This window comes from Streptomyces amakusaensis (assembly GCF_039532665.1).
Taxonomy (GTDB): domain Bacteria; phylum Actinomycetota; class Actinomycetes; order Streptomycetales; family Streptomycetaceae; genus Streptomyces; species Streptomyces amakusaensis.
In genome coordinates this window covers 512141-528476 of the sequence record NZ_BAAASB010000002.1, presented here as the reverse complement: position 1 = coordinate 528476, position 16336 = coordinate 512141, and the positions used below count along the sequence as shown (strand labels likewise).

11 protein-coding genes are annotated in these 16336 nt (G+C 72.8%); 1 reads left to right on the top strand and 10 read right to left on the bottom strand.

Annotated elements, in window-relative coordinates; genetic code table 11:
- Nucleotides 1-20 precede the first annotated feature (20 nt).
- A complete protein-coding gene (locus tag ABD371_RS04915) occupies nucleotides 21-890 on the top strand; it encodes an aminoglycoside phosphotransferase family protein (RefSeq protein ID WP_344473065.1) in 870 nt (289 codons plus the stop codon).
- A 102-nt stretch (nucleotides 891-992) separates the two neighbouring features.
- Here ABD371_RS04915 and ABD371_RS04910 read toward each other — a convergent pair whose 3' ends face one another.
- The 10 genes from ABD371_RS04910 to ABD371_RS04865 form a co-directional block, all read right to left on the bottom strand.
- Nucleotides 993-2690: a proline--tRNA ligase gene (locus ABD371_RS04910; RefSeq protein ID WP_344473063.1), complete on the bottom strand. Its 1698-nt coding sequence runs from the start codon at nucleotides 2688-2690 to the stop codon at nucleotides 993-995.
- A 69-nt stretch (nucleotides 2691-2759) separates the two neighbouring features.
- Entirely contained in the window at nucleotides 2760-3308 is a 549-nt protein-coding gene (locus ABD371_RS04905) for a GNAT family N-acetyltransferase (RefSeq protein ID WP_344473061.1), read from the bottom strand.
- 54 nt (nucleotides 3309-3362) lie between these two features.
- Nucleotides 3363-4205 carry a GNAT family N-acetyltransferase gene (locus ABD371_RS04900; protein WP_344473212.1) on the bottom strand — a complete coding sequence of 281 codons (843 nt, stop codon included), beginning with the start codon at nucleotides 4203-4205 and terminating at the stop codon, nucleotides 3363-3365.
- Between the two features lie 124 nt (nucleotides 4206-4329).
- Nucleotides 4330-5484 carry a flavodoxin-dependent (E)-4-hydroxy-3-methylbut-2-enyl-diphosphate synthase gene (gene ispG / locus ABD371_RS04895; RefSeq protein WP_344473058.1) on the bottom strand — a complete coding sequence of 385 codons (1155 nt, stop codon included), beginning with the start codon at nucleotides 5482-5484 and terminating at the stop codon, nucleotides 4330-4332.
- A 174-nt stretch (nucleotides 5485-5658) separates the two neighbouring features.
- Complete coding sequence (locus ABD371_RS04890; RefSeq protein WP_344473056.1) at nucleotides 5659-6960, bottom strand: M50 family metallopeptidase; 1302 nt, start codon at nucleotides 6958-6960, stop codon at nucleotides 5659-5661.
- Nucleotides 6957-8207, bottom strand: coding sequence for a 1-deoxy-D-xylulose-5-phosphate reductoisomerase (gene dxr / locus ABD371_RS04885; RefSeq protein ID WP_344473054.1), 1251 nt, complete (start codon nucleotides 8205-8207; stop codon nucleotides 6957-6959). Before dxr ends, ABD371_RS04890 begins: the two co-directional genes overlap by 4 nt.
- A gap of 119 nt (nucleotides 8208-8326) precedes the next feature.
- Entirely contained in the window at nucleotides 8327-10273 is a 1947-nt protein-coding gene (locus tag ABD371_RS04880) for an acyl-CoA dehydrogenase family protein (protein WP_344473052.1), read from the bottom strand.
- 238 nt (nucleotides 10274-10511) lie between these two features.
- Nucleotides 10512-11957, bottom strand: a complete 1446-nt coding sequence (locus ABD371_RS04875; protein ID WP_344473050.1) for an aldehyde dehydrogenase family protein — start codon at nucleotides 11955-11957, stop codon at nucleotides 10512-10514.
- A gap of 166 nt (nucleotides 11958-12123) precedes the next feature.
- A complete protein-coding gene (locus ABD371_RS04870) occupies nucleotides 12124-13692 on the bottom strand; it encodes a PucR family transcriptional regulator (RefSeq protein ID WP_344473048.1) in 1569 nt (522 codons plus the stop codon).
- Nucleotides 13693-13797: 105 nt separating this feature from the next.
- Nucleotides 13798-16098, bottom strand: coding sequence for an ATP/GTP-binding protein (locus ABD371_RS04865; protein ID WP_344473046.1), 2301 nt, complete (start codon nucleotides 16096-16098; stop codon nucleotides 13798-13800).
- Nucleotides 16099-16336 lie beyond the last annotated feature (238 nt).

The window sequence follows — 16336 nt, the reverse complement described above, 5'->3', positions numbered from 1 at the left end:
GAAAAGGGAACTACGCGCGCATGGGTTTTGAAGCGCCCCAGCGTCTGGTGCGGGCGCTCGGAGAGAGCGACGCGTGGATCGGGCGGCTGCCCGGGATCGCCGAGGAGGCGGTGGAACGGCTCGGGCTCCGGGTCGAGCGGGTGCTCGCGCCCGGCGGCCGGAGCGGTCTGATCGTTCTCGTACGGCTCGCCGACTCCACGCCCGCGGCTCTGAAGCTCGCCCCGCCCTCGGCCTCCCCCGCGCTGGAGCGGGCGGCGCTGGAGCACTGGGACGGGTGGGGGGCGCTGCGGTCGCTCCCGGTCGCGGGGGCGGGTGACGCGCTGCTGCTGGAGCGGTTGCACCCGGAGGTCTCGCTGCGGTCGCTGCCGGAGGCGAAGGCGCTGCTGGAGGCGGCCGGGATCGTACGGCGGCTGTGGGTCGAGCCCCCGCCGGGGCACGGCTTCGAGACGGTGGCGGAGCGTACGGCCCGGCAGGCGTCGGCGCTGCGGGAGATGGACGACCCGCTGGCGGCGGCGGCCCTGGAGGCCCGGGACCGGCTGGTGTCGGACTCCGCCGAGAGCTTTCTGCTCCACGGCTCCTTCCGGCAGGGCAAGGTCCTCGCGGCGGACCGCACCCCCTGGCTCGCGGTGGGGCCCGAGCCGGTGGTGGGCGAGCGCGCCTACGACCTCGGGCGGCTGGTCAGGGACCGGGCCGAGGATCTGATCGCCTCGGCGGCGGGGGCCTCGGCGGCCCGCCGCCGGGTGACCCGGCTCGCGAACTCGCTGGAGGTGGATCCGGAGCGGCTGCGCGGGTGGGGGCTGTTCCGGGCGGTGGAGTCGGGGACGCGGGCGATGGCGGCGGGGAGGGTGCGGGAGGGGGAGGCGACGCTGGAGTTCGCCTCCTGGCTGTGAGCCGGGGATCGACGCCCGGTGCTGTGCGGGTCGCCGTACCTGAGGGTCCGGGTGGGAGGGAGACACTCGGTCTCCCTCCCACCCGGGGCGCTTTGGGGGATGTCAGGCGCTCAGGCGGGCGATGGCCTCGGCGGCGGGGAGTTCCTCGCGCTCGCCGGTGCGGCGGTCCTTGAGTTCGAGGACGCCTTCGGCGGAGCGGCGGCCGGCGACGAGGATCTTGGGGACGCCGATCAGTTCGGCGTCGGTGAACTTGACGCCGGGGGAGACGCCGGGGCGCTCGTCGACGAGGACGCGGAGTCCGGCGGCGGCGAGCCGCTCGGCGACGTCGAGGGCCAGTTCGATCTGGACGGCCTTGCCGGCGGCCACGACGTGGACGTCGGCGGGGGCGATCTCGGCGGGCCAGCAGAGGCCCTTCTCGTCGGCGGTCTGCTCGGCCAGGGCGGCCACGGCGCGCGAGACGCCGACGCCGTAGGAGCCCATGGTCACCCGGGTGGGCTTGCCGTTCTGGCCCAGGACGTCGAGCTGGAAGGCGTCCGCGTACTTGCGGCCCAGCTGGAAGATGTGGCCGATCTCGATCGCGCGGTCGAGCTTCAGGCCCGTGCCGCAGCGGGGGCACGGGTCGCCGTCCTCGACCACGACGACGTCGACGTACTCGTCGACGGTGAAGTCACGGCCGGCGACGACGTTCTTCGCGTGCACGCCGTCCTTGTTGGCTCCGGTGATCCATGCGGTGCCGGCGGCGACCCGGGGGTCGGCGAGGTAGCGGACCTTCTCCAGGCCCTGCGGGCCGACGTAGCCGCGCACCAGGTCGGGGCGGCCGGTGAAGTCCTCGGCGGTGACGAGTTCGACCTGGGCGGGCGCGAGGTGGTCGGAGAGCTTGCCGAGGTCGACCTCGCGGTGACCGGGGACGCCCACCGCGACGATCTCGCCGTCGACCTTGACCAGGAGGTTCTTCAGGGTGGCGGAGGCGGGCACGCCCAGGTGCCGGGCGAGGGTCTCGATGGTGGGCGTGTCGGGGGTGTCGATCTCCTCGGCCGCCGGGTGCTCGGCGGTCCCGGCCACGGCGGCGGTGAAGGTCACGGCCTCCGTGTTGGCCGCGTACTCGCAGGAGGGACAGTCGGCGAAGGTGTCCTCGCCGGCCGCCGCCGGGGCCAGGAACTCCTCCGAGGCGGAGCCGCCCATCGCGCCCGAGACGGCGGAGACGACACGGTGGTCGAGACCGAGCCGCTGGAAGATCTTGATGTACGCCCCGCGGTGGAGCGCGTACGACTCGGCCAGGCCCTCGTCCGTGGTGTCGAAGGAGTACGAGTCCTTCATCAGGAACTCGCGGCTGCGCAGGATGCCCGAACGCGGGCGGGCCTCGTCGCGGTACTTCGTCTGGATCTGGTACAGGGTGACCGGCAGGTCCTTGTAGGACGTGCACTGGTCCTTGACGAGGAGGGTGAAGATCTCTTCGTGGGTCGGGCCGAGCAGATACTCCGTGCCCTTGCGGTCCTTGAGCCGGAACAGCTCCGGGCCGTACTCCTCCCAGCGGCCGGACGCCTCGTAGGGCTCCTTCGGCAGCAGGGCGGGGAGCAGGACCTCCTGCCCGCCGATCGCGTCCATCTCCTCGCGCACCACGCGGGTGACGTTCTCCAGCACCTGCTTGCCGAGCGGCAGCCAGGACCAGATGCCGGCCGCGTTCCGCCGGACGTAGCCCGCGCGGACCAGCAGTTTGTGGCTGAGTGTCTCGGCGTCCGCGGGGTCGTCGCGCAGTGTCTTGACCATCAGACGGGACATGCGCTGGACCTGGGCTGCCATGGGGAACTCTCCTGCGTCAAGAAAGGGTGGTGTCCGAGAGGTTAGCCGGGCGGCGGGTGAGGGCGGAAATCAGTTGCCGCGCAGGAGGGGGAGCCGGGCCCCCATCACGGCGTACGGACTCGGCGCGCTGGGGAACAGGACACGGCGGGCGAGGTCCTCGTACCCCAGCCGGCGGTAGAGGCCGCGGGCCGGTGACTCGATGTCGATGGCGGAGAGGATCGAGCGGGGCTCGTCCGCCCCGTCGGTGATCGTGGTGATCAGCGTCCGGCCGATGCCGCGGGCCTGGAAGGCGGGGTGTACATGGAGTTCGGTGATCACGAAGGAGTCCGTGAGCCACTCCTCGTCGCCGGTGCGGCGCAGATAGGGCTCCACGATCGTGGACCACCAGTGGCGGCGGTCGTTCGGCATGCCGTAGACGAAGCCGACGAGCCGGCCGGTGCCGGTGAGCGCGCCGAGCGCGCGGGCCCCGGGCTGGAGGAGATGCCGGTGGACGATGTGGCGGCGCACCTCGATCTCGTCGGCGGTGAGCCCGAAGGCGAGGGCCTGCACCGCGAGGGCCTCGTCGATGCGGGCGCTGAGGTCGACCGGCTCGACCACGACATCGGGAAGGGCTGCCATGGGCGGAACCCTACTTGCCGCCGTCCCGGGCCGGGACGGCGCACTTCGGAACCGTCAGAACAGCACGCTCATGAAGGCGCCGGTCTCCTCGAAGCCGACGCGGCGGTACGCGGCCCGCGCGGCGGTGTTGTAGTCGTTCACGTACAGGCTGACAACGGGGGCGACATCGGCGAGGGCGTAGCGCAGTACGGCGGCCATACCGGTCTCGGAGAGTCCCCGGCCCCGGAACTCGGGGTCCACCCAGACGCCCTGGATCTGGCAGGCCTGGGTGGTCGCGGCCCCGATCTCGGCCTTGAAGACGACCCGGCCGTCCTCGATGCGGGCGAAGGAGCGGCCGGCGCCGACCAGCTCGGCGACCCGGGCCTGGTAGAGGAGTCCGCCGTCGCCGGCCATCGGCGAGACGCCGACCTCCTCGGTGAACATGGCCACGCAGGCGGGCATGATCACGTCCATCTCGTCCTTGCGGATCCGGCGGACGTAGGGGTCGGGCCGGACGTCGGCGGGGAGCCGGTCGGTGACCATCAGGGGCTGCCTCGGGCGTACGTCCCTGGCGGGGCCCCAGCTGGGTTCGAGGAGCCGCCACAGCAGGGCGGTGGGCTCGGCGGGGCCGACGATGGAGGAGCAGCGGCGGCCGGCCCTGCGGGCGCGGTCGGCGAAGGCGCGGACGGCCTCGGGGGTGGCGCAGATGGGGACGAGGTTCGCGCCGGAGTAGCACAGGGAGCGGAGCCGTCCGTCGGCGTACCAGCCCCACATCTCACCGCCGAGCCGCCAGGGGTCGAGTCCGGCGACCTGGACGCGCGAGGTCACAAAGGCGTTCGCGACGGGCTCGCTCTCCAGGACGGCGAGCGCTGCGCCGAGGTCGCTGGGTTCGAGGACCCGGGTGGTGGTCTGCGTCAACACGAGGGGGCCTCACCTGCTGTCTGCCGATCTCCGCACTGTACCCGCCAGGTGGGCCGGGTGCCGAGCGCACAGCGGGGCCCCGCTCGCGCGACGGCGCGGGCGGGGCCCCGGTGGAAGGGTGTCAGCTGATGGAGACGGTGGGCTCCCCGGAGGGGATGCCGTCCTTCTCCATCTGCTCGGCGAGCTTCATCGCCTCTTCGATCAGGGTTTCGACGATCTTGGCCTCGGGCACGGTCTTGATGACCTCGCCCTTGACGAAGATCTGGCCCTTGCCATTGCCGGAGGCGACTCCGAGGTCGGCCTCACGGGCCTCGCCGGGCCCATTGACGACACAGCCCATGACGGCGACGCGAAGCGGCACCTCCATGCCCTCCAGGCCTGCGGTGACCTCGTCGGCGAGCTTGTAGACGTCGACCTGGGCGCGGCCGCAGGACGGACAGGAGACGATCTCCAGCCGGCGCTGGCGGAGGTTGAGCGACTCCAGGATCTGGATGCCGACCTTGACCTCTTCGGCCGGGGGCGCGGAGAGGGAGACGCGGATGGTGTCGCCGATGCCCTCGCTGAGCAGCGCGCCGAAGGCGACGGCGGACTTGATGGTGCCCTGGAAGGCGGGGCCGGCCTCGGTGACGCCGAGGTGGAGCGGGTAGTCGCACTGGGCGGCGAGCTGGCGGTAGGCGTTGACCATCACGACCGGGTCGTTGTGCTTGACCGAGATCTTGATGTCCTGGAAGCCGTGCTCCTCGAAGAGGGAGGCCTCCCAGAGGGCGGACTCGACGAGCGCCTCGGGGGTGGCCTTGCCGTACTTGGCCAGCAGCCGCGCGTCGAGCGAGCCAGCGTTGACGCCGATGCGGATCGGGGTGCGGGAGGCGGAGGCCGCCGCGGCGATCTCCTTGACCTTGTCGTCGAACTGCTTGATGTTGCCGGGGTTCACCCGGACCGCGGCGCAGCCGGCGTCGATGGCGGCGAAGACGTACTTCGGCTGGAAATGGATGTCGGCGATGACCGGGATCTGCGACTTGCGGGCGATCACGGAGAGCGCGTCGGCGTCGTCCTGGGTGGGGCAGGCGACCCGGACGATCTGGCAGCCGGAGGCGGTCAGCTCGGCGATCTGCTGGAGGGTGGCGCCGATGTCGGAGGTCCGTGTGGTGGTCATCGACTGCACGGAGACGGGGGCGTCGCCGCCGACGGCGACCGAGCCGACCTGAATCTTCCGGGTGACCCGCCGGTCGGCGAGTTTGGTCGGAACGGAAGGCATACCGAGAGAAATCGCGGTCATGTGCTGTGCAACCCCAAGGTGTGGATCGAGGTCCCGAATCGGCGGGCTCCAGGGTCCGAGATTACGGCACCTCGGTTACGACAAGCACATCGCGCGCGGAGAAACCGCCGGATTGATGAGCGGCCGGGCACCGGGGGTCCCGTGTGCCCGGCCGGGTCGGGACCCGTCGGCGGATCAGCTGATCTTGACCGGATTGACGATGTCCGCGACCAGTACCAGCAGCGTGAAGCAGATGAAGATCCCCGCCACCACGTAGGCGACCGGCATCAGCTTGGCGACGTCGAAGGGGCCGGGGTCGGGCCGCTTGAAGAGCCGGGCGACCTTGCGGCGCGCGGACTCCCAGAGCGCTCCCGCGATGTGTCCGCCGTCCAGCGGCAGCAGCGGCAGCATGTTGAAGAGGAAGAGCGAGAGGTTGAAGCCCGCGAGCAGCAGCATGAAGCTGGCCACGATGTTCTGGGTGGGGACGTCGAGGTTCATCACCTCGCCGCTGATGCGGGCCGCGCCGACGACGCCGACCGGGGAGTCGTCCTTGCGTTCGCCGTCGCCGAAGGCCGCGTTCCACAGGTCGGGGACCTTGGCGGGGAGCGCGATGATCGACTCCACCCCGTTCTCCAGCATGCCGCCCATGCGGTCCACGGAGTCGGGGAAGGAGAGCGGCATGATCTCGGTCCTGGCCGCGAAGCCGAGGTAGCCGGCCTCCACGAACTTCCCGGGGACGACCTCGCCGTCGGAGTCCTTCGCGACCACCTTGTTGGTGATCAGATCGGCGCGCAGGGTCTGCCGCTCGCCGTCGCGCTCGATGGTGACCTCGGCGCTGCCGGTGGTGTCGCGGATCAGGCCGGAGAGGCCGGCCCAGTCGTTCACCGGCTTGCCGTCGAAGGCGACGATCTTGTCGCCGACCTTGAGTCCGGCCGCCTTGGCGGGGGACGCGGGGTCGCCGGGGACGCACTTCGTACGGTCCTCGCTCTGCGCGATGACGCACTGGGGGACGCCCGCGACCTCGGTGGTCTGGGTGGCGAAGCCGAAGCCCATGGCGACGCCGAGGAAGATCGCGACGGCGAGGACCAGATTCATGAACGGCCCGGCGAACATGACGATCACGCGCTTCCACGGCTTGCGCGTGTAGAAGAGCCGCTTCTCGTCGCCCGGCTGGAGTTCCTCGTACGCGGCGGTCCTGGCGTCCTCGATCATGCCGCGCCAGGGCGAGGTGGAGCGGGCCTCGACCCGGCCGTCGGCGCCGGGCGGGAACATCCCGATCATGCGGATGTAGCCGCCCATGGGGATGGCCTTGACGCCGTACTCCGTCTCGCCCTTGGTGCGGGACCACAGGGTCGGGCCGAAGCCGACCATGTACTGGGGGACCCGGATGCCGAAGAGCTTGGCCGTCGAGAGATGGCCCAGCTCGTGGAAGGCGATGGAGAACAGCAGTCCCACGGCGAACAGCGCTATGCCGAGGACCGTCAACAGCAACGTCATGCGCGCGCCTCCGCTGTGGCTTTGCCTGCCAGTTCCCGGGCCCTGGCCCGGGCCCAGCTCTCCGCTTCCAGGACGTCCGACACCGTCAGCGGAGTTCCCCGGTCGGGGGCTCCGTGTTCGGCGACGACTTCGGTGACCGTATCCATGATTCCGTTGAACGGCAGCCGTCCGGCGAGAAACGCGTCCACGCACTCCTCGTTCGCGGCATTGAACACCGCCGGGGCGGTGCCGCCCAGCTCCCCCACCCGGCGGGCGAGCCCCACGGAGGGGAAGGCCTCGGTGTCGAGGGGGAGGAATTCCCAGGAGGAGGCCTTGGTCCAGTCGAAGGACGGGGCCGCGTCGGGGACCCGCTCGGGCCAGCCGATGCCGACGGCGATCGAGCCGGTCATGTCGGGCGGGGTGGCCTGGGCGATGGTGGAGCCGTCGGTGAACTCCACCATCGAGTGGACGTACGACTGGGGGTGGACGACGACCTCGATGCGGTCGAAGGGCACGTCGTAGAGGAGGTGCGCCTCGATGACCTCCAGGCCCTTGTTGACCAGGGTCGCGCTGTTGACCGTGATCACTGGGCCCATGGCCCAGGTGGGGTGGGCGAGGGCGGCGGCGGGGGTGACGTCGGCCAGCTCGGCCCGGGTGCGGCCGCGGAAGGGGCCGCCGGAGGCGGTGACGATCAGCTTGCGGACGTCGGCGCGGGTGCCGGCGGCCAGCGACTGGAAGATGGCGGTGTGCTCGGAGTCCACCGGGATGATCTGGCCGGGTGCCGCGACGGCCTTCACCAGCGGCCCGCCGACGATGAGCGACTCCTTGTTGGCGAGGGCCAGGGTGCGGCCCGCCGTGAGCGCGGCGAGGGTGGGGGCGAGGCCGATGGAGCCGGTGATGCCGTTGAGCACGGTGTGGCACTCGGAGGCCGCGAGTTCCGCGGCAGCCGCCGGCCCGGCGAGGATCTCGGGCAGCGGCTCGGAGCCGTACTCGGCCGCCAGCGCCTCGCGCAGCGCGGGGACGGCCTCCTCCCGGGCGACCGCGACCGTCTCGACCCGCAGCCGCCTGGCCTGCTCCGCGAGCAGCCCGACCCGTCCGCCGGCGGCGGAGAGCGCGGTGACGCGGAAGCGGTCGGGGTTGCGCAGGACGAGGTCGATGGCCTGGGTTCCGATGGAGCCGGTGGAGCCGAGGACGACGATGTCCCGGCGTCCGTCGGTCGGATCGAAGGCGATGTGCGGGTCGGCGAGGGGAGATGGGCTGTCGCTCATCCCCCCATTGTGGCCGTAAAGACACCGCTTCAGGACAGCGGTGCCGGTACGGAGTTCCCTCGGAGGCCGGGAACGGTCCGGGGACGGCCCGGAGACGGCCCCGAACGGTCCTGGGACGGTCAGGGGATCGGGCGGTGGACGTTCTCCTCGACCGAGGGGCCCGGGGTCGCGTCCGCGATCCAGGGGCCCTCGCCGCTGGGGTCGACGATGCCCTCCTCCAGCCAGGTGTACCGGCCCGAGAGCACCCCTTCCACGACCCGGTGGTCGATGTCGTCGGTGTTCGACCACAGCCGGGTGAACAGCTCCTCCACCCTGATACGGGCCTGCCGGCAGAACACGTCGGCCAGCTGGTAGGCCTCCCGGCCCGGCCCCTCCCCGCTCCGCAGCAGCTCCGCCCGCACACAGGCGGCGCTCATCGCGAAGAGTTCCGCCCCGATGTCGACGATCCGGCCGAGGAAGCCCTGTTTGGTCTCCATCCGGCCCTGCCAGCGGGACATCCCGTAGAACGTGGAGCGCGCGAGCTTGCGGGCCGAGCGTTCGACGTACCGCAGATGGACGGCGAGGTCCGGGTGGCCCTTGGGGTGGAATTCGCGGTACGAGCCGGGCAGCCCGCCGGGGCCCGCGACCAGCTGGGGGAGCCAGCGGGCGTAGAAGGCGGTGGCCCGGCCGCCCGCTCTGGCCCTGTCGCCGAGCGAGACCTCGGGGTCGATGAGCTCGCCGGCCACCGAGAGATGGGCGTCGACCGCCTCACGGGCGATCAGCAGATGCATGATCTCGGTGGAGCCCTCGAAGATCCGGTTGATGCGCAGATCGCGGAGCAGCTGTTCGGCCGGGACCGGGCGCTCGCCGCGGGCCGCGAGCGAGTCGGCGGTCTCGAAGCCCCGGCCACCGCGGATCTGGACCAGTTCGTCGGCCATCAGCCAGGCCATCTCGGAGCCGTACAGCTTGGCGAGGGCCGCCTCGATCCGGATGTCGTTGCGGTCCTCGTCGGCCAGCTGGGAGGAGAGGTCGAGTACGGCTTCGAGCGCGAAGGTGGTGGCGGCGATGAAGGAGATCTTCGCGCCGACGGCCTCGTGCCGGGCGACCGGTCTCCCCCACTGCTCACGCTCCGCCGACCATTCACGGGCGATTTTCAGACACCACTTCCCCGCGCCCACACACATCGCGGGGAGGGAGAGACGCCCGGTGTTGAGGGTGGTGAGGGCGATCTTGAGACCCGCTCCCTCGGGGCCGATGCGGTTGACCGCCGGGACCCGGACCCGGTGGAAGCGGGTGACGCCGTTCTCCAGACCGCGCAGCCCCATGAAGGCGTTGCGGTGCTCGACGGTGATGCCCTCGGACGCGGCCTCGACGACGAAGGCGGTGATGCCGCCCCGGTGTCCCTCGGACTCCGGGACCCGGGCCATCACCACCAGGAGATCGGCGACGACCCCGTTGGTGGTCCACAGCTTCACGCCGTCCAGGACGTAGTCCTCGCCGTCGGGCACGGCCGTGGTGGCCAGCCGGGCGGGGTCGGAGCCCACGTCGGGCTCGGTGAGGAGGAAGGCCGAGATGTCGTGACGGGCGAGGCGGGGCAGGAAGGCGGCCTTCTGCTCCTCGGTGCCGAAGGTCTTCAGCGGCTGCGGCACGCCGATCGACTGATGGGCGGAGAGCAGCGCGCCGACGGCCGGGCTGGCCGAGCCGATCAGGGCGAGGGCCTTGTTGTAGTACACCTGGGTGAGGCCGAGACCGCCGTACTTGATGTCGATCTTCATGCCGAGCGCGCCCAGCTCCCTGAGGCCGTTGATCACCTCGTCGGGGACGCGGGCCTCGCGCTCGATGAGCGCGCCGTCGATCCGGGTCTCGCAGAACTCCCGCAGCCGGGCGAGGAACTCCTCGCCGCGCCGGACGTCCTCGGCGGCCGGCAGGGGGTGCGGATGGATCAGATCGAGCCGGAAGCGGCCGAGGAACAGCTCCTTGGCGAAGCTGGGTCTGCGCCAGTCCCGCTCCCGGGCGGCCTCGGCGACCTGCCGCGCCTCCTGTTCGGTGACCTTGGGGGGCCGGTTCTTCTCCAGTGGGGCGGTCATGAGGTTCACCTCGCCGCGAGTCGGGATTCCGGGCGTCGGCGGGCGGGGCCGGGGGGCCTCCATCGGCCGGGTGCTACCCGTCCGTACTATCCGATTCCGGGCGGGTCCACCAGCCCCCGGGCGCAGTCGGGCGAACGTGCGGGCCGTTCGGGGCCGGGAGCCCCGGGTGCGCGAGAAGGCCGGAGCCCCCGCACAGCGGGCTCCGGCCTTCTCCGTACCTCTCGTACCTCGCGTACCTCTACAGCGCGAGGCCGGTGAGGACGAGCACCCGCTCGTAGGTGTAGTCGGCCATCGCGGAGGCGACGCCCTCCCGGCCGGTGCCGGACTGCTTGACCCCGCCGTAGGGCATCTGGTCGGCGCGGTAGGAGGGAACGTCGCCGATGATCACGCCGCCGACCTCCAGCGCCCGGTGGGCGCGGAACGCGGTCTGGAGGTCATGGGTGAAGACGCCCGCCTGGAGGCCGTACGGGGAGTCGTTGACCGCGGCGAAGGCCTCGGCCTCGCCGTCCACCCGGGTGACCGTGAGGACCGGGCCGAAGACCTCCTCGTCGGCGATGGTGACCCCGGCCGGGACCTCGGCGAGGACGGTGGGCGCGTAGCTCGCCCGGTCGCGGACGCCGCCGGTGAGCAGCTTCGCGCCGGCCGAGACCGCCTCGTCCACCCAGGACTCGACGCGCTTGGCGGCGTCCTCGCCGACCAGCGGGCCGACATCGGTGGCCGGGTCGGACGGGTCGCCGGTGACCTGGGCCTCGACGGCCGCGACGATCTTCGGCAGCAGCCGGTCGTGGACGGAGGTGTCGACGATCACCCGCTGGACCGAGACACAGGACTGGCCGCCCTGGTAGTTGGAGAAGGTGGCGATGCGGCCGGCCGCCCAGTCGAGGTCCGCCTCGGAGGCCCAGTCGCCGAGGACGACGGCCGCGCCGTTGCCGCCCAGCTCCAGGGTGCAGTGCTTGCGGGGCACCGAGTCCATGATCGAGTAGCCGACCGGTCCCGAGCCGGTGAAGGAGATCACCGGCAGGCGCTCGTCCTGGACCAGCGCGGGCATCCGGTCGTTGGGGACCGGCAGCACGGACCAGGAGCCCGCCGGCAGCTCGGTCTCGGCCAGCAGCTCGCCCAGGAGCAGCCCGGAGAGCGGGGTGGCCGGGGCGGGCTTCAGGATGATCGGCGCGCCCGCCGCGATGGCCGGGGCGACCTTGTGGGCGCTCAGGTTCAGCGGGAAGTTGAAGGGCGAGATGCCGAGGACGACGCCCCGGGGGATACGGCGGGTGAGGGCGAGCCTGCCGACGCCGCCCGCGTCGGTGTCCAGGCGCTGGGCCTCGCCGCCGTTGAAGCGGCGGGCCTCCTCGGCGGCGAACCGGAACACGGAGACGGCGCGGCCGACCTCGCCCCGGGCCCACTTGACGGGCTTGCCGTTCTCGGCGGAGATCAGCAGGGCGATCTCCTCGGTGCGCTCCGCGAGCCGCCGGGAGACATGGTCGAGCGCGGCGGCGCGGACATGGGCCGGGGTGGCGGCGAACTCGTCGCGGACGGCGTACGCGGCGGCGACGGCCTCCTCGACCTGTGCCTCGGTCGGGATGGAGACCTTGCCGACGAGACGTCCGTCCCACGAGTTGGTGACGTCGAAGGAGGTCTCGCCGGTGGCCTGGCGGCCTGCGAGCCAGAAGGCGTGGGTGGAGGTCATGTCCCGGCCCTTCCGAAGTAGATGGGGTGAGCGGATGGGGGTGCGTCCGACCACGGTAGGACCGGAAGGGCGTTCCCGCGTTTGTCCGGGGTGGAGTGGTCGGCGGACGCTTCCCTACGCTTTGGCGCGGACCGGGTGCGGGTCCCGCCCCGGGACGCCCGGCCGGTCACTCGCCCGGTCGCTCCTCGGCCGGTCGCTCGGCGGCGGGGGCCGCCGCCGCGGTCTTCAGCGCCAGCCACAGTTCCATCCGTACGTCCGGGTCGTCCAGTGAGCGGCCGAGGATCTCCTCGACCCGGCGCATCCGGTGGCGCAGCGTGTGGCGGTGGACCCCCAGGTCGGCGGCGGCGGCGTCCCACTGCCCGTGGCGGGAGAGCCAGGCCCGCAGCGAGGCCGTCAGATCGCCCCGGCCCTTGGCGTCGTGGGCGCGCAGCGCGCTCAGCGTCCCGTCCGCGAAGGCGCGCACCGCGTCGTCGGCGAGGAGGGGCAGGAGCGAGCCCGCCGCCAGCTCCTCGTGGCCGACCAGCGCCCGGCCGCGCCGGCGGGCGACCGCGAGGGCCGCTTCGGCCTGCCGGTACGCGGCGGCCGCCCCCTCCGGTCCGGCGGGGGCCGAGAGCCCGAGGACGGCCGCCGGACCGCCCGGCTCCGCCGCCCCGTACGCGGCGAGGCAGGCGGCGAGCACCGCGCCGCCGTCGGCGGCGAGCACCACGAGGCGCTTCTCGCCCTCGGGGACGGTGAGGACGGTCTCGCCCGCTCGGGAGGCCGCCGAGTCGAGGAACTCGGCGAGCGCGGGCACGGGCGCGCCTTCGGCGATCAGCAGCCGGAAGGGGTGGTCCAGGAGGGTGCCGTACAGGTCCCCGGCGACGGCTCGGGCGTGCTCCGGGCCGTCCGAGAGCAGCATGCGCAGCACCGCCGCGCCGAGGCGCTGCTCGGCCCGCTGGAGGGAGCGGGAGCGTTCGGTGGCGAGGGTGAGCAGGGCGACGGCGGAGTGCACCGCGTACCGCTCGGCGGTGCCCAGCGGCGCTCCGGTGCCGACCGCGAGGGCCCCGCGCACCCGCCGGCCGGTGCCCAGGGACTGGAGTTCCACCCGGTCGTCTCCGGTGTCGGCGACGACGGCGCTGGCGGGCGCGGGGCGCTCGCGCAGCCGTGCCACGTCGTCGGTGAGCCGGGCGGCGCGGCGGCCGGCCCAGTCGGGGGAGGCGGCGAGGACGGCTCCGGAGGCGTCGTAGAGCGCGGCCCAGCCGTCGACATGGGCGGCGAGCCGGGCGACGACCGCGCCGGGGCCGTCGGCGAGGGCCGCCCGGGTCAGCTCGCGCTGGGCCTCGAATCCGGCGGTCACCGCGCGGTAGGTGTCGGCCGCGATCGCCGCGGAGACGGCTTTGCTGATGGCGAGGAAGGGGGTGCGGCGGGGGACGGCGAGGAGCGGGAAGTCCTCCTCCCGGGCGGCGGTCAGGAGCGCGTCCGGGATGTCCTCGTAGAAGACGCCGACGGCGAAGCCGAGCCCGACGACGCCCGCGCGGTCCAGTCTGCGGACGTAGCGGCGCATGGCGTCGGCGTCCTCGGCGTCCAGGGTCATCGCGGTGACGAGGAGGAGTTCGCCGCCCTCCAGATACGGGACGGGGTCGGCCAGCTCGCTGACGTGCGCCCAGCGCACCGGGGTCGCCAGCCGGCCCTCCCCGGCGCGCACGGTGAGCTTCAGCGCCGAGTGCTGGAGCAGGGAGGCGAGGGTGGGCGGCATGGGACCTTCAGTGACCTGGGGGTTTCCGGCGGGGGTTTCCGGCGGGGGCCGCCGTCCCGTATGAACGGCTTGCTTCGATTCTGCCAGCTCATGGGCGTCCGCCGGTTATGTCCTCAGGTCCACCAGCAGGGGCGGTGTGTGCTCTCCCCGTACGGTCGTCAGGGAGAGCACCGCGTGCCCCGCGGGCACCTGATGGGCGAGGTCCGAGGCGGACCAGCGGGCGCGCTCGACCTCGCGGACGGTGACCGCCTCGGCGGTGACCGCCCGGCCGGTGACCAGGCGGCGCATCAGGTGCATCGCCTTGGTGAGGGGCTCGTCGGAGACGATCTGCCGGTTGGTGACGTCGCGGGTCTGCACCCACTCGGTGCCCCAGGCCTCGGCGAAGCGATTGCCGTCCCAGGGGGCGAGTCCGGCGAACGCCATCCGGCAGCCGACCGCGCCGAGCAGCGGGCCGCGCAGCTGCTCGGGCACGTCCTCCAGGGTGCGCAGCGCGAGGAGGACCCCGGCGTTGGCGGAGCGGAGCCGCTGGATGGCGCGGACGGAGTCGGCGGTGACGGTGTGCGTGGCGTCGTCCAGGATCAGCGCGGCGAACAGCGAGCGGTCGGCGCGGCCCAGCACGGCCTCGGTGAACTGGGCCAGCACCAGCCGGGCGACGATCCGGGAGGCCTCGGCGTGGCCGCGCTCGGGGAGGTCGATCCGGACCCGCAGGGGGTGCTCGATGGCGCGCAGCGAGAACTGACGGCCGCTGCCGTCGGTGCGGAAGGAGTCCGCGAAGGCCGGGCGGTCGAGGAAGGCGATCCGCTCGGCGAGCAGCACCCCGACGTCGTCGGCGCGGGCCGACTGGCGCTCCCTGGCGTCCAGCTCCCTCAGCTGCGCGGCGGCCGACGGGCCGCCCTTCCCCTCCAGCGCGGCCCTGAGCCCCGCCGTCGCGGCGGGCGCGCCGCCGAGGAGTTCCCGCAGCTCGGGTACGGCGGGAAAGCGTCCGTGGACATGTCGGTACGGCCCGATCAGCTGCGCCAGCGCGGTGGCGGCCCGTCCGCTGTCCCCTCCGGGCAGCGTGGCCGCGAGATCGCCGACCAGCGCCTCCGCGATCATCCGGGCCGCCTCGTCCGGGTCGTCGGCCCCCCCGTAGAGATCGAGGTCGTGCGTCGCCCCCGGCCGCCCCACCGGGATCACCAAATCGAATGCCCCGTCCCCCGTCGGCCCTCCGCCCCCCTGCCCGGCCACCATCACCACCGCCGCCCGGTTCGCCAGCGCCAGCAGACACATCGACTCCACCACCGGCCTCACCAACCTCACACTCTTCCCCGCCCCCGACGGCCCGACGGCCACCAGCGAGGTACCGAGCAACGAGGGGTCGAGGGCGAGGCCGGTGGTGCGGCGGGGGTAGGGGTTGCGGGGGTCGTCGGCGGCGGTGCCGATGCGCACCTGTCCGGAGGCGAGGTCGTGGACGGCGGTGCGGACCGGCAGATCGCGCAGGCCCGAGGGGTGGGCGCAGGCGGCCGCCCCGTGCCGGCGCACCGTCTCGGCGAAGGAGGCGAGAAGGTCCGGCCGTGCCTGGACGCCCTGCCAGGCTCGCCGGATCCGCGCGTAGTCGACATCTCCGAGTGCTCCGCCGCGGGTGGCTTCGGTGAGCTGGTGCGCGGTGTCGGAGAGTCCGGCGGAGCGCAGCTCGGGCCACTCCCCGGGGTCCGTCTCCGGGGGCGGCGGAGCCTGCTCGGGCCCGCCGCGCCGACGCTGGAGGACGGGCCAGGTGCCGACACGCGCGACGACAGCGACAATGGCGAGGGCGAACAGGACGTAGTAGACGCCGGAGGCCCACTGGAGCAACTCGGTGGTTTTCGGCTTGTCCCGCCAGTCGCTCTGCACCAGAACGAAGAGGGGCCACAGCGGTACGCCGTAGCGTTTCCAGACCTCGGACCAGTTCCCGACCCGTCCCATGCCGACCGAGATGAGGCTTAGCAGAAGCCCGATGTAGAGATAGGCGAACGCGGCGAAGAGTTCGACCCCCTCGGGGTTGTCCCGGTTCCTCCAGGAGTCGGGAAGCACCCATTGGAGGGGCAGCATCCACCAGTTGTCGATGAAGATCCACCACCCCTCAAGGTAGTCGTGGGTGAGCAGCGACCAGAGCAGCCAGCCCGCGAGGAAGGCGATGAGCGCGCCGCTGAGCAGTTGGCGTCCGGGTACCTGGTCCGGCTCTTCCTCGGGGCGGTCCCGGTGGCCCAGTCGCCAGATGCCGGGGGCGGCGGCGGGCCGGGGCATGCGGAGCCAGTCGGCGACGGACGGCCGGGCGGTGGGCGCGTGGCCGGGGACGGGCGGCGCTCCCGGCAGGTTCGGCGGCCCGGCGGGCCGTGGCACCGAACCGGGATGTGTGCCGCGTACGTCGAATGCGCCTTCGGATTCCATCTACTGCTGCCCCCTGACCAGCCAGGCCCGCTCTGTGCACCGTCAATCTAGTGCCCTGACACGGGCGGTTCACCGATTCTCCCGGTGCGGGAGGGCCCGGGGTCCGGCACAGGGGCCCGCCGGAGCCCTGTCCGGTGCGGACAAGGGCCCGGGTGGAACACTCCCGAACGGCGCGTGCCGGGGGCCGGGTCGCGGACCTAGCCTGCGGGGGAAGAGTCACAGTCGCGTCCCGAAGACA

Coding starts and splice junctions, on each gene's coding strand:
- ABD371_RS04865 (WP_344473046.1), bottom strand. CDS start 16,098: ATGGAATCCGAAGGCGCATTCGACGTACGCGGCACACATCCCGGTTCG.
- ABD371_RS04880 (WP_344473052.1), bottom strand. CDS start 10,273: ATGACCGCCCCACTGGAGAAGAACCGGCCCCCCAAGGTCACCGAACAG.
- ABD371_RS04870 (WP_344473048.1), bottom strand. CDS start 13,692: ATGCCGCCCACCCTCGCCTCCCTGCTCCAGCACTCGGCGCTGAAGCTC.
- ABD371_RS04905 (WP_344473061.1), bottom strand. CDS start 3,308: ATGGCAGCCCTTCCCGATGTCGTGGTCGAGCCGGTCGACCTCAGCGCC.
- ABD371_RS04910 (WP_344473063.1), bottom strand. CDS start 2,690: ATGGCAGCCCAGGTCCAGCGCATGTCCCGTCTGATGGTCAAGACACTG.
- dxr (WP_344473054.1), bottom strand. CDS start 8,207: ATGAGCGACAGCCCATCTCCCCTCGCCGACCCGCACATCGCCTTCGAT.
- ABD371_RS04875 (WP_344473050.1), bottom strand. CDS start 11,957: ATGACCTCCACCCACGCCTTCTGGCTCGCAGGCCGCCAGGCCACCGGC.
- ABD371_RS04890 (WP_344473056.1), bottom strand. CDS start 6,960: ATGACGTTGCTGTTGACGGTCCTCGGCATAGCGCTGTTCGCCGTGGGA.
- ABD371_RS04915 (WP_344473065.1), top strand. CDS start 21: ATGGGTTTTGAAGCGCCCCAGCGTCTGGTGCGGGCGCTCGGAGAGAGC.
- ispG (WP_344473058.1), bottom strand. CDS start 5,484: ATGACCGCGATTTCTCTCGGTATGCCTTCCGTTCCGACCAAACTCGCC.